Raw genomic sequence first — 12,843 nt, 5'->3', positions numbered from 1 at the left:
TCAAACTAGTTTGATGTAATGTCTGCTGGGATGGTGGCAAGCAAGACGGCGGTTCCGTCGCTGATGCAGATGGCGTCGCACCCGGTGCGCTGGGCGCTGCTGACCGAACTCGCGGGCAGCGACCACCGGGTGCGGGAATTGGCTGCCGCCGTTGACGAACCGCAAAACCTGGTTTCGTATCACTTGCGCCAGCTGCGCGCGGCTCGGCTCGTCGACGCGCGGCGCAGCAGTTTCGACGGTCGCGACACCTATTACCGCCTGAACCTGACGGGCTGCGCCGGTGCGTTTCGCGAGGCCGCCGCGGCGCTGCATCCCGCACTCGCGCCGACGCCGGTCGCCAAGCCGGCGGCGCGGTCGGTGCTGTTCCTGTGTACCGGCAACAGCGCACGATCACCCATGGCCGAGGCGCTGCTGGAGCACAGGGGCCAGGGGCGCATTCGGGCCGCGAGCGCCGGCAGTCATCCCAAACCGCACCTGCACCCCAACGCGATACGCATCATGCGCGACAGGTACGGCATCGACCTCGGTGGGCGGCGGCCCCAACCGTTGACCGCCGTGGCCCGGCGTCGCTTCGATTGTGTGATCACGCTGTGCGACAAGGTCCGTGAGTACGCGCGCGACCACGACCTGGTCACGACGATGCACTGGAGCCTGCCCGATCCGTCAGCGGGCCGCTACCCCGAATTCGAGCGGGTGGCAAGCGAATTGGACGACCGCATCGACTTCCTGTTGCCCGTCCTGGACGCATACCCGCGGAGGCGATGACCGGTGTCACTCGATCGTCGTGAGTTTCTCAAGTGGGGCAGCGTGGCCGCCCTGGCCGCGTGTGGGCGGCCCGAACCGACCGGCGGTAAGGCCGACTACACGCTGCGGATCGGCACCGGCGCAGTCGAATTGGCGCCGGGCCACGTCGTGTCGACCCTGACCTACAACGGACAATTCCCCGGCCCGCTGCTGCGGTTCACGGAGGGCCGGCGGACGACGGTGGATGTCTTCAACGACACCGATTCCCCCGAGCAGCTGCACTGGCACGGCCAGCACGTCGGCGTCGACGTCGACGGCTCCGCCGAAGAGGGCACGCCCTACATCCCCCCGCACGGCATGCGGCGGATCTCCTTCGTCCCCGGCCCGGCGGGCTTCCGCTTCTACCACACCCATGTGGTGCCGCGATCCGACCTGTCGCGCGGTCAGTACACCGGACTTGTCGGCCCCGTCTACATCGAGCCCAGGCAGAACTCCGGGGCCTATGACCAAGAGATCTTCCTGACGCTCAAGGAATTCGAGCCCACGTTCAGCCGCGGCGGCGACATGGCCAGTGAATTCCTGGCCGGCGACGAAGACCCGGAGCTCAAAGCCAAGGGCGAATCAGCGATGGCGGCCTCGCTGGCTCGCGGCGAACCGCGCGGCTTCGAGGTCGGCTACGGCGCGTTCGCCGTCAACGGCCGCATGCTGGGCCACGGCGACCCCATCCGCGTGCGGACCGGCCAGCGGGTGCTGCTGCACGTGCTGAACGGTAGCGCCACCGAGACCCGCAGCGTGGCGCTGCCCGGGCATGCCTTCAATGTGATTGCGCTGGACGGTAATCCGGTTCCCAACCCGGCACCGGTGCCGGTGCTGTGGCTCGGCGCCGGCGAACGCATCTCGGCGCTGGTAACCATGACCAATCCGGGCGTGTGGGTGCTGGGCGACGTCTCCGACGACGACCGGGGCCGCGGCATGGGGGTGGTCGTCGAATATGCCGGGCGCGGCGGGGATCCGCAGTGGGCGGCGCCGCCGCCGTTCAAGTGGGATTACCGGCTGTTCGCGCGGCCCGCGCCCGTCCCCCCGCCCGACCGCGCGATCGAGCTGCTGATCGAGAAGCGCAATGCCGCAGAGAACGGGTTCAACGTGTGGACCTTCAACGGCACACCGTTTTCCATGGACACCAACCATCCGGTGCTCGACGTGCAGCGCGACAAGCGCTACCGGCTGCGCTTCCGCAATGCCAGTGACGACCTGCACCCGATGCATTTGCACCGGCACACATTCGAAATCACCCACTTCGCCGGCACGCCGACGGCCGGCGTGCGCAAGGACGTCGCGATGCTGGGCGGCTACCAGAGCATGGACGTCGACTTCGTCGCCGACCAGCCCGGCCTGTCGCTGCTGCATTGCCACCAGCAGATCCACATGGATTACGGTCTCATGCTGCTGCTCAACTGCGCCTGATCTCAATCAAGCGGATTATTCTCCCGCACACCGCGATACATGCCCCAGCGCACGATCCACGGCATCACCACCCGCTCGACCGACCACGCCGGAAACCTGAACGCGTGCCCGCTGGGCAGAAACACCTCCAGCCCGTTGGGTTGAATACCGACCAGCGAACCCCACCGCCGCGTCGGCGCACGATAGGTCTCGAGCCGCCCGCCGCTGAGTTCGGCCAGGACGTTGCGGGCCACCAACGCATCTCCGCGGTTGCGGGCCGAGCTCCGCAGCGGATCGGTCGCCGCGACGTCGCCGACCGCGAAGACACCCGGGTGCCCCGGGACCCGCAGCTCCGGGGTCACGCGTACGAACCCGTCCTCGTCGAGCAGCTCGCGCGGCAGCCAATCGGTGTTGGGTCGCACCCGCCCGATCGCCCACAGCACGGCGTCGGCGGACGCCGGGGGTTGTCCGGTGCTCCAGGACACCGGGGAACCGGTGATTTCGTCGCCCGCGAACGCGTCGGGCAGCACGGCGCGGTGGCCCGGGTGGATGCCCACGCCCAGCGCCGTTAGTCGGGCGTGAATCCGCCCCCAGATCCGCGGATGGTGTCCGCCCAGCGCCGATTCTCCGGGGAAGTACAGGTCGATCCGCTTGTCCGGCCACGTGGTGGCCATGTTGAGCGCGCTGCTCACCGCCGCCGCGCCGCCGCCCACGACGGCGACCGAGCCGGCGGCCGCCAGCCGGTCGTGCGCGGCACGCAGCTCCGCGCCGACCTCGGCCGTCGATTGCAGCGTCGGCCGGCGCCAGAAGCCGTTGCTCACCCCGGTCGCGATGATCAGCGCGTCGTACCCCTCCGCGAGGTCAGCCCCGTTGGCGTGTTTGCCCACGACGGTGCGGGCGGCCAGGTCCAGGCCGGTCAGCCGGGCCTGCATCGTCCGCACCCGGTCCAGGCGCCGGAACCGGTCGAACGGAATCCAGTAGTCACGGGCCCAATCGTCCGGGCGCGAGAGCCGAACGCCGAGTTCCTGACCGCTGACCAGCGCGGGCTTGACGGAGATGCCGACGACGTCGGCGTGCCCGGACAGCCGGATCGCAGCCAGGACACCCGCGTCTCCAAGCCCGGCAATGACGACACGCTTGCGGTTCATGTCGCTATCCTGCCTGGCATGACGTTTCCGACCACGCACTGATCGACCGATTGCCAGGAGCACGTCAGTTGATCGCCACCGAGTTGCAGCGGCCGATGCACCCGCGCGCGCGTGCCGCGTTGCACGCCGCCGTGCGCGCGTCGGCCCCGCGCCCGGCCGCCGCCCGGCGGGCCGCCAAGGACTTCGCGAATCCGGCCATGGGGGCGGCGGTGCTCGCGGAGATCCGGTGGGCGTTCACCGCGCCCCGCACGTGGCTGATGGGCGTGGTCGCCAACATCATCTTCGCCGCGGCGTGGCTGCTGGTGCAGCCGCTGACCATCGGCCGCCACCACACCGACTGGGTGATTTTAATTGGCACCTATTTTTCATCGTGGGTGCTGGCCGACGTCACCACCACCAACCTGTTCGGCGCCGATCACTATCGCGTCCTGGCCGGCCTGTCCGACGGCGTGCCGTTCTGGCGAATCCTGCTGATCAAAAACCTTGCCCTGCTTGCGATCGTCGGACTGCCCACCTTGCTGGCGGCCATGGTGTTGACGCTGTGCCTGGAAACGCCTGGGCGGCTGGGGATCACGATCCCGACCGTCGCCGTGCCCATCGTGTCCTGGCTGGGGGTGGGCAACGTGATCTCGGTGCTGCATCCGGTCAGCGTCGAGCCGCTGATTCGGCGATGGCGGCAGCGCGGCGATCGGCGCCGCACCGGCAGCTGGCTGACGGTGCTGACCCTGCCGTACGCGCTGTACTACGTCGCCGACCCGATGAACGGGGTCGAGCACAAGGTGCTCTGGACCAAGCTGCCCGCGATGATCTGGCCGGTGTTCGGTCGGGACACCAAGAGCTTCGTGCACCTGGCTGTTGCCGTGGCCGTCTGGATCGCAGGCACCGTCGCCGCGGTGTTGTGGGTTCGCAAGCGCGGGTTGACGATCAGGTGATCGGTCCCGGCACCTTGGGCTTGATTTCCTCGATCACCCACTGCGCGTAGTCGAGGTATTCGTCGACGCCGCCGACGGCGGGGATGGGCACGGCGCTGACCGTCACGCCCTGCTCGGCGAGCCAGGCCAACCGGTCGACGATCTCGTCGGCGCTCATGCCGGGCCGTTCGGCCGGGTCGTCGCGGGCGACGTGTCCTTCGCCGACCCGGTTGGTGCTCAGCCCGTGCATCACCTCGAACGGCCGGCCGTCATAAGACGGCTGGGATTTGAGGTAGTCGAGCCTTTCGGCGATCCGCTCGGGCGGCGTCAGGAACGGCCACCAGCCGGACGCGTACTTGGCCGCCCTGCGCAGCGCCGCATCGGCGTCGCCGCCGATCCAGACCGGAAGGTGGGGCTTTTGAACCGGTTTCGGTTCGAACGCGATGCCGTCGAACGCCACGTAGCGGCCGTCGAATCGCGGGGTGTCACTGGTCCACAGCTCCACGATGGCCGCGAGGTATTCGTCGGCGATGCGGCCCCGCTCGCCGAAGGGCACTCCGAGGAGCTCGAATTCCCTTGCCAGCCAGCCAACCCCGAAGGTGACCATCATCCGGCCCCCGCTCATCCAGTCCGCCGTGGCCAGCGCCTTGGCCAGGGCGATCGGCTGGTGCAACGGCAGGATGGTGACGCAGGAGTTGATCGCGACCCGCTCGGTCGCACCGGCGATGTAGGCCTGGGCGGCCGTCGGGTGCAGGTAGTGCGGCCCGGAAAGCTCGACGTGCTCGGTGGGGATGACGAGATGCTCGGGGACGGCGATCATGTCGTAGCCACAACGGTCGGCGCATTTGATCATGCGGGTTTGGTCCGGCCCCGTGACGGCCGCTTCCCAGGGTTGCGTCATCGCCGGCAGCCGCAACATGTGCGGAAGGGGGAACGCGAACTTCATGGTGTTTCCTCCAAAGCCATCACGCATCTCCGGGGACCGGCTGTCTCCCTGAGACCATCGCCCAGCACATGCATCCCGCCTAGCGGTCCGCGTCAAACAGATCCTCGTCCCGGGTTGTTAACCTTGCGTCGTGGACTCCGAACCGGACCCTACCGGCGAAAACAAGTCGAAGGCGGCGCTTGCCGCCACGAGTTGGGCGCTGCTGGGCATGATGTCCTACGAGGAGGAGGTCTCCGGCTACGACCTGAAAAAGTGGATCGACTGGAGCGTCGATCTCTACTACTGGAGTCCGTCTTACAGCCAGATCTACACCGAGCTGAAGAAGCTCGAGGGGCTGGGCTTGGTGACCTCACGCGTTGAGCACGACGAGGGTACGCGCAGCCGCCGACTCTATAAGATCACGCCAGCCGGGATGGCCGCTGTCACCGACTGGACCAACAACGCCCCGGTGGACCCCCCGGTGCTCAAGCACAGCGTCCTGTTGCGGGTGACGTTTGGTCACCTCAGCAACCCGGCGCGGCTCAAGGAGCTGCTGCAGGAACACGTCGCCTACGCCGAAGCCAGGCACCGCAAAGCGGTTGAGGACGCCGACGGCGCCGAGGCCCAACCTGCATGGGCGTATTCGGTGATCGCGCTGCGCTGGGCGGCCAAGTACTACGCGGCCGAGCGCGAGTTCGCGCTCGAATTGATGAAGGACATCGACGAGGCGGACGCCATCCTGAAGAAGGCGACCAAGGGGGGCTTCGGGCAGCCGCGCCCGATGCCCGGCTACTGGCGTGAGGTCGAGAAGCAGGTCGAGGCCAAACGCAAAGCGGACTAGCCCGTCGCGTCCCGCGCCGCGTCGCGGGCCGCGATGTAGCCGTACACCAGGCCCTGCGCGATCGTCGCGCCCGCGCCCGGGTACGTCGTGCCGAACGCGTTGGCGGCGGTGTTGCCGATTGCATACAGGCCGGCGATCACGCTTCCATCCTCGCGGAGCACCCGTGCGCGCTCGTCGGCATTGAGCCCGCCGCACGTGCCGAGGTCGCTGAGCACCATCTTCACGGCGTAGAACGGGCCCTTGGCCAACGGGCGCAGATTCGGGTTCGGCTTGATCGTCGGGTCGCCGTAATAGCGGTCGTAGGCGCTGCGCCCTCGGCCGAAGTCGGGATCCTCACCGACAGCGGCGTTTTGGTTGAAGTAAGTCATCGTCTCGCAGAATTCTGGCACCGGAACGTTCATCCGGGCACCCAGCTCGCCGAGGTTGTCCGCCCGCACCGCGATTCCCGCGTCGTACCAGGCTTGCGGGATGCGCATGCGCGGGAACAGTTCGGCGCCAAAGACATAGCTGTTGCGGTACTGCTGGTCGAAGACGATCCACATCGCGTCCACGGGGCTGCCCGACCGCTCCAGCTCGAGCAATCGCTGGCCGAACGACATGTAATCCGCGGACTCGTTCGCGAATCGGTGGCCGTTTTGGTCGACGATGAGACTTCCAGGCAGTGAACGTTCCGCCAGCATTACCGCCGGCGCCTTGCCCAGCAGGGGCGCGATGGCGGGAAACCACCAGGCTTGATCCATCAAAGCAGTGTCGGCGCCGAATTCCTGCCCCGCACGAATGCCGTCGCCCGTATTGGATTGGGCACCCAGGCTCAGATTGGCGCCCAGCGACTCGGACTGAAACTTCCACCTCATGTCCATGCTGTGGTCGAAACCGCCGGTTGCCAGCACCACTCCTCGCCGGGCGGTGATCGTCACCTCCAGCCCGTCATAGTCGACGACCGCGCCAGTCACCCGCTCCCCGTCGCCGTCCAGGCGCACGAGCGGGCAACCGGTCCACACCGGGATACCGGCGCGCAGCACCCCCGCAAACAGCCCGGCCATCAGACCCTGGCCGCCCGCGGCGTAGCGCCGACCGATAATCCTCCCACCGAAGCCCTGCGCCACCCGCTTGCCGAACGTGGGAATGCCCTTGCGCGGCACTCGGGCCACGAGGTTCATCCACCGGTAGTCGGCGCCCGTCGTCGGTATCGAGACGCCGGCCTCGAGCACGCCGGGCCGCAACCGCGTGCGGTACCGGCCGAGGATCGATGTGTCGAACGGGTGGCATTCGCACGTCCGGCCCGCCGCGCTGCCACCCGGCTCCTCGGGGTGGTAGTCGGAGTAGTCACGGGCCCAGAACAGCCGCAGCGGGGTAGTGCGGCGCAGCATGTCGACCGTCGCCGCGACATGAGCCACGAATTCGGCCGATCGCTGCGCCGGGGCCGAACCCGCCACCACCGAGTCCAAATACGCGGCGGCGCGCTCGGGGGAGTCTCCGGCGCCGGCATCTCGCAGCACGGGACTGACGGGTAGCCACAACGCGCCGCCCGACCGGGCTGTCGACCCGCCCACGTACGACGACTTCTCCACGATCAGCACCGACAGCCCGAGTTCGCGGGCGGCCAGTGCCGCGGCCATGCCGGTCCCGGACCCGACCACCAGCAGGTCGACCGTCACATCGGCCACGGGAAGCCCGGCGGGGATCGTCGCGCTCTGGGGGTTCACGCGCAAAACCGTATGCCCAGGCCGCCCGACAACGGAAGAGCCGTCCTGATCAGTGGGAACAAGCGGCCCCGCAAACGGGGCGACGGGAGTTTAATCTTCCCTATGACGACGCAGTCCGAGGTCGACGAAGTTCGGCAGATTGAAGCGCAGGCCGTGCCGACGCGGTTCGCGCGCGGCTGGCACTGCCTGGGCCTGATTCGGGATTTCGGTGATGGCAAGCCGCACGCGATCAACGCCTTCGGACAAAAGCTCGTTGTCTTCCGCAGCGCGAACGGCACCATCAACGTCCTTGACGCCTTCTGCCGGCACATGGGCGGTGATCTCTCGCAGGGCGAAGTCAAGGGCGACGAGATCGCCTGCCCGTTCCACGACTGGCGCTGGGGCGGTGACGGGCGGTGCAAGCAGGTGCCCTACAGCCGGCGCACGCCGAAGCTGGCGCGCACTGCGGCGTGGACCACGCTGCAGCAGGACGGGATGTTGTTCGTGTGGAACGACCCGGAGCGCAAACCGCCGCCCGCGGAGGTCATGATCCCGCGCATCGAGGGTGCCACCAGCGACGAGTGGACCGACTGGCACTGGTACACCACGGTCGTGCACAGCAACTGTCGCGAGATCATCGACAACGTGGTGGACATGGCCCACTTCTTCTACATACACGGCTCGTTACCCACGTATTTCAAGAACATCTTCGAGGGGCACGTGGCCACGCAGTACATGAACGGTGGGAGTCGTCCCGACATCGGTAGCCCCGAGGGGACCACGATGCTGGGGACCACGTCGGTGGCGTCCTACTACGGGCCGTCCTTCATGATCGACGACCTGACCTACCACTACACGGACGGCGACGCCAAGACGATCCTGATCAACTGCCATTACCCGATCGACTCGAATTCCTTTGTGCTGCAGTACGGCATCATCGTCAAGAAGTCGGACAAGTTGCCCGGCGATGAGGCGCTGAAGACCGCGATCAGCCTGGGTGACTTCGTCAAGATCGGCTTTGAGCAGGACGTGCAGATCTGGCGGCACAAGGCGCGCATCGACAACCCGCTTCTCGTCGAGGAGGACGGGCCGGTCTACCAGTTACGTCGCTGGTACCAGCAGTTCTACGTCGACGCCACCGATGTCCAACCGGATATGGTGGACCGCTTCGAGTTCGAGCTCGACACCACCCGGCCCCACGAGGCGTGGATGAAAGAGGTCGAGGCCAACATGGCCGCGCAGGGCGCTGGCTAGCGTGATGTCGCTCGATTCGTCTGTGCGGCAAGACAATCGCCTCGACGAGATGCCGATGCGCCCCGTGGGGTGCCGCAGGTGCGGGGCGCAGGTACTTGCTCGCAAAAGTAGCTGGAATCAGACCAGCGTGCAGTGGAACGCCGATGCGACGGCCCGGTGCGTCGAGCGTGCCGAAGCGCAGAGTATCGCCACGCCCGGCGGTCGTGGCGTGTTCCTGGCGTGTTCGGCGTTGCAGGAGTCGATGCTCGAAGCCGTGCGGCGTGGCGGTTTGGCCGTCGTCGACGAAACTGCTTGACCCTTATTCCGCCGACTGCCGAACTATGTTGGCTTTGAAGGCGTTTCCGTGCAGACGAGTCGACGCTCGGCGGTGAGGTGATCCCATCAGGCGAGCTGGAATGCGCTGATGGGCGCCTCTTCGGGGTAGACGGCGGGGCCGCCCAGGTCGTAGCCGGCGTTAAGCGCGCTGATGAACGCCGGGTCGTGCAATGGTTCACTGGGAATGTCAAGCTTGATGCCCCTGCCGTTGAGGTCGTCGACCATGATGTCAATGGCCTTCTCGATGGTCAGGTCGTGCGAGCCCTCCATGTTCTTCTTCAGCTCGTCGTGGTCGGTGAACACCTCGGCGGACCAGTGCACCAGGAACCGCAGTTGGTCGGTGTGGTGGCGGGCGATCACCTCGTCGCCGTTCTTGAGCAACCACTGATCCCGGTCACCGGGGTCACCGGAAAAGACGGTGTCGAAGGATAATCCGGCCGGAACTTGTTGCTCGAGTGGTCCATTCGCTTCGCCGCGATGCACCATCATTTCGTTCTGCACCACCACGCCACGGTTATTGATCGGCGGCAAAACGCGTTTGGGGGCCTTGAGCGGCCCGTCGGGCCAGTAGGTGAATCCGCTCCCGGGGTCGAGCGAGAACCAAGTGATCACCTGCGCCATTTTGATCAGGTAGTCGCCGAAAAGGCCGGACTTACCCATCACGCTGGTGAGCCAGGTCGGCGCGTTCTCGTGACGCACGCCGCGAAAGCTCGGCGAGTCCAAATGTCCCGGGTCGCGGTTGGCGCAGGGCCCGTTGATATTGAACAGCATCAGCTGTGGTTTGGCGTACGGGGCGTTCCAATAGCTTTTGGCCATCTCGAGGAACTGCGCGTTGTAAAAGCAGTCGTGCAGCTGTGGGTAGAGCACCGCGCCGTAATTGGCGAGGTAGCCGCGGAAGGTCGGGGTCAGGAACAGGTCGAGCGATGGGGTGAAGCCCTCTGGGAAGAGGCCGCTCATGGTGGCGATCAGCTCGTCGGGGGACGCGAAGTGTTGCGCAATGATCAACCGCCACGGCCCCTCCGTGCGTACCACGTCGAGCAGGCGTTCGCGCTGATCGTCGGTATAGACGTTGTCGACCTCGCGCGGCAGCGCGGCCGGCCGCAACACGTCGGAAAGCTCCATCCGCCGGTCGTCGGTGAGCATCAGCTGTCTCCTTTTGCAGTTCGTGGTCTGATTGTGGGCAGCGCGGTTGCGATAAGCGGGGCGGCAGCCCGGTCACCGGGACGTCAAAACCGGACCGGATGGCCGAACTTCGCCCGCAGTAGCGCGCCGATCTCGGCCATGGCCAGCCGGCCCCGCGCCGTGGCATCGGAACGCATCAGAAATCCGTGGCACATCCCGGGATAACGGGTCAGGGTGGTCTGCACGCCGGCGTCCCGCAGCCGTGTCGCATACCGCTCACCCCAATCCCGGATCGGGTCGCACTCCGCGGTGACGACGATGGCCGCAGGGAGGCCGCCAAGCTCGGATGCGTAGGCGGGAACCAGGTATGGGCTGCTGGGCGCACCTGCATCGCCGTCGACCAGGGAGTGCATGAAGTTGATGTCATCGCGGGTGAGCATCGGGGCATCGGCCAAGGAGGTGAGGGAAGGAGCCGCCATGTCGCGGTCCAGGCCCGGATACAGCAACACCTGCGCGCAGATCGGCGGACCGCCGCGATCACGCGCGGCGAGCGCAACGCTGGCCGCGAGCGCGCCACCAGCACTGTCGCCGATCACCCCGAGTCGTTCGGGGTCGAGCCGTAGCTGACGGGCATTGCGTGACACCCATTCCGTCGCGGCGTACGCATCGTCGAACTGCGCGGGCGGCGGCCACTCCGGGGCCAGGCGGTAGTCGACCGCTACGACGGTGGCTGCCGACGCCGCAGCCAGCTCACGCGCCAGGGGCTCGAACGAGCGGTTCGACCCCATCACGAGCCCGCCACCGTGCAAATACACCAGCACGGGTCCGCCACCCTCGGTGTCGGGGCGGTAGACCCGTGCCGGCATGTCGCCCGCGGGACCGGGGATGGCTACCTCCGTGACGGCGGCCATCTCGGCCATTGACTCGGGCGGTGGCGCGGATTCGAGCGCGGCGCGCACGGCCGCGAGCCCGCGCTGGCGCATCGGTGGGACGTCACCGAACGAAGCGATGCGGGCGTCGGCATCGGGGTCCAGCTCGGAGGTCCCCATGTCAGAGCTGTTCGGCAATGAACCGGCGTTCCGTGCGCAGTACCGGCCGTCGTTGCGTGGCAAGCACTTCCGCGCGATCCGCCATCGCCGACCCGACTTCAGGATGGGTGAGCAGGTAGAAGCGGCCCTCGGCGGCCTGTTCGAATAGTGTTTCGGCGGCCGTCAATGGGTCCATAGCCACCGCTTTGATGTCCAGCATGGCCTCGCGGTGCGTCTCGGCGGCGCCGACGTCAGCCGTCTCCGTGGCATCGACACCCCCCGCGGATTCGAAGATGTTGGACACCACCGGCCCGGGCAACACCGCCTGCACATGTATGTGGTGGTCGTGTCCCGCCAATTGCACCTCAGCGCACAGGCATTCGGTCATGGCGAGCACAGCGTGCTTGCTCACGATGTAGGGCGTCTGCAACGGCATTGTGACCACGGCGCCGACTGACGCAACGTTCCACACCCACGCTTGCTCGTCGACGGCCATCATTTTCGGCAGAAATGCCCGCACGCCGTAGAAGACTCCGCTGATGTTGACGTCGACGACGCGCTGCCAGTTGGTCACCGGCGTATCCCACAGATAGCCGAACTGTTCGATGCCCGCGTTGTTCACCAACAGTCGCACCGCGCCGAAGTCGCGGTAAACCCGGTCCGCGAGGCCCTGCACCGCCTCGGGATCACGCACGTTGCAGGTGATGTCGACGGCCGTGCCGCTGGCCGCGCACAGTTCGTCGCGCAGCGCGGCGATGCCGTCGGCGTCGATGTCGGCGAGCACCACGGTCATGCCCAACCGGTGGGCGTGCCGCGCCAAACCGGCACCGATCCCGGATCCAGCCCCGGTGATGACGGCGACGCCACCGGAGAATACGCCGCGGGCGGTCATGACGGGGCGGTGCTGTCGGCGTGCAGGTCCGCCAGCAGGACCGAGTTGGTCGCATCGAGGACGACGTTCATCTCGGTGAATTGCAGCCGATTCTCGCCGCGTCGGACGGCGACGTTGACAACCCCGCTGGAGACCGCGAACGGCACGAAATTAGCGATTTGGTTCACCAGGATGTAGAACCGCGCGCGGGTGACGTCACCGTCGGCGCCGGTGCGGTGGACGTTGGTGGCGTGGTGACGCAATGGGTACGGGCTTTGCTTGCGATGCTGGGACAACCACTCGATCACCGCGTCTCGGCCGTTGAGCTCGGGCGACATGAGGTCCTCGAAAGGACTTGCGCCCGAGTCGCTTCTCGTCACGTAGCGCACGTCATGGGCGTATCTAACCGCCAGCTCGTCGTAGTGGGCCTCGTCGTAGTGGTACCAGAACTCGCCGATGAACTCCTGCAGTTCCGACAGCGGGATGTCGTTGCTCATGGCATCGAATGAAACTCCACTGTGGCCTCGGCGGCACGGCGACTGCCCGATGAGTGGAA

12 protein-coding genes and 1 pseudogene are annotated in these 12,843 nt (G+C 66.9%); 6 read left to right on the top strand and 7 right to left on the bottom strand.

Translation table 11 applies throughout. The features are described 5' to 3' along the window. Positions 1-18 precede the first annotated feature (18 nt). Entirely contained in the window at positions 19-765 is a 747-nt protein-coding gene (locus A5781_RS17920) for an ArsR family transcriptional regulator (RefSeq protein WP_156622642.1), read from the top strand. A gap of 3 nt (positions 766-768) precedes the next feature. Then, positions 769-2,208: a multicopper oxidase family protein gene (locus tag A5781_RS17915; RefSeq protein ID WP_067209159.1), complete on the top strand. Its 1,440-nt coding sequence runs from the start codon at positions 769-771 to the stop codon at positions 2,206-2,208. Positions 2,209-2,210: 2 nt separating this feature from the next. Here the strand turns inward: A5781_RS17915 and A5781_RS17910 are convergent, their stop codons facing one another. After that, complete coding sequence (locus A5781_RS17910) at positions 2,211-3,335, bottom strand: FAD-dependent oxidoreductase (RefSeq protein WP_067209155.1); 1,125 nt, start codon at positions 3,333-3,335, stop codon at positions 2,211-2,213. 95 nt (positions 3,336-3,430) lie between these two features. Between A5781_RS17910 and A5781_RS17905 the strand changes: the two genes are divergently transcribed. Next, complete coding sequence (locus A5781_RS17905) at positions 3,431-4,267, top strand: hypothetical protein (RefSeq protein WP_197503893.1); 837 nt, start codon at positions 3,431-3,433, stop codon at positions 4,265-4,267. Here A5781_RS17905 and A5781_RS17900 read toward each other — a convergent pair. Continuing rightward, the gene (locus tag A5781_RS17900) at positions 4,260-5,192 is read right to left on the bottom strand and encodes a TIGR03619 family F420-dependent LLM class oxidoreductase (RefSeq protein WP_067209152.1); all 933 of its coding nucleotides are present in this window, start codon (positions 5,190-5,192) and stop codon (positions 4,260-4,262) included. The genes A5781_RS17905 and A5781_RS17900 overlap by 8 nt on opposite strands. Positions 5,193-5,322: 130 nt before the next feature. On the opposite strand from A5781_RS17900, the gene A5781_RS17895 reads away from it, so the two are divergent. Continuing rightward, on the top strand, positions 5,323-6,012 hold the full coding sequence (locus A5781_RS17895; protein WP_067209148.1) for a PadR family transcriptional regulator: 690 nt from the start codon (positions 5,323-5,325) through the stop codon (positions 6,010-6,012). Here the strand turns inward: A5781_RS17895 and A5781_RS17890 are convergent. After that, on the bottom strand, positions 6,009-7,718 hold the full coding sequence (locus A5781_RS17890) for a 3-ketosteroid-delta-1-dehydrogenase (RefSeq protein WP_082939411.1): 1,710 nt from the start codon (positions 7,716-7,718) through the stop codon (positions 6,009-6,011). The genes A5781_RS17895 and A5781_RS17890 overlap by 4 nt on opposite strands. A gap of 102 nt (positions 7,719-7,820) precedes the next feature. Here A5781_RS17890 and A5781_RS17885 point away from each other — a divergent pair, with 102 nt between their 5' ends. Both A5781_RS17885 and A5781_RS17880 read left to right on the top strand, forming a co-directional pair. Continuing rightward, positions 7,821-8,951: a Rieske 2Fe-2S domain-containing protein gene (locus tag A5781_RS17885; RefSeq protein WP_067209145.1), complete on the top strand. Its 1,131-nt coding sequence runs from the start codon at positions 7,821-7,823 to the stop codon at positions 8,949-8,951. Between the two features lie 4 nt (positions 8,952-8,955). After that, a complete protein-coding gene (locus tag A5781_RS17880) occupies positions 8,956-9,246 on the top strand; it encodes a ferredoxin (protein ID WP_067209233.1) in 291 nt (96 codons plus the stop codon). 86 nt (positions 9,247-9,332) lie between these two features. On the opposite strand, the gene A5781_RS17875 is transcribed toward A5781_RS17880, so the two are convergent. The 4 genes and pseudogenes from A5781_RS17875 to A5781_RS17860 all read right to left on the bottom strand — a co-directional run bounded on the left by A5781_RS17875 (position 9,333) and on the right by A5781_RS17860 (position 12,784). Next, positions 9,333-10,409 carry a hypothetical protein gene (locus A5781_RS17875; RefSeq protein WP_067209142.1) on the bottom strand — a complete coding sequence of 359 codons (1,077 nt, stop codon included), beginning with the start codon at positions 10,407-10,409 and terminating at the stop codon, positions 9,333-9,335. A 67-nt stretch (positions 10,410-10,476) separates the two neighbouring features. Then, positions 10,477-11,437: pseudogene (locus A5781_RS17870) on the bottom strand (alpha/beta hydrolase); the annotation flags it as partial. Between the two features lies 1 nt (position 11,438). After that, positions 11,439-12,308 (bottom strand): SDR family NAD(P)-dependent oxidoreductase, encoded by an 870-nt coding sequence (locus A5781_RS17865; RefSeq protein WP_067209133.1) that lies wholly within the window; start codon positions 12,306-12,308, stop codon positions 11,439-11,441. Continuing rightward, a complete protein-coding gene (locus tag A5781_RS17860) occupies positions 12,305-12,784 on the bottom strand; it encodes a nuclear transport factor 2 family protein (protein WP_067209129.1) in 480 nt (159 codons plus the stop codon). The genes A5781_RS17865 and A5781_RS17860 overlap by 4 nt, the downstream gene beginning before the upstream one ends. Positions 12,785-12,843 lie beyond the last annotated feature (59 nt).

It is taken from the genome of Mycobacterium sp. 852002-30065_SCH5024008 (assembly GCF_001665645.1).
Taxonomy (GTDB): domain Bacteria; phylum Actinomycetota; class Actinomycetes; order Mycobacteriales; family Mycobacteriaceae; genus Mycobacterium; species Mycobacterium paraffinicum.
Note: the sequence above shows the minus strand (reverse complement) of the source record. Positions and strands in the feature narration are given on the sequence as shown.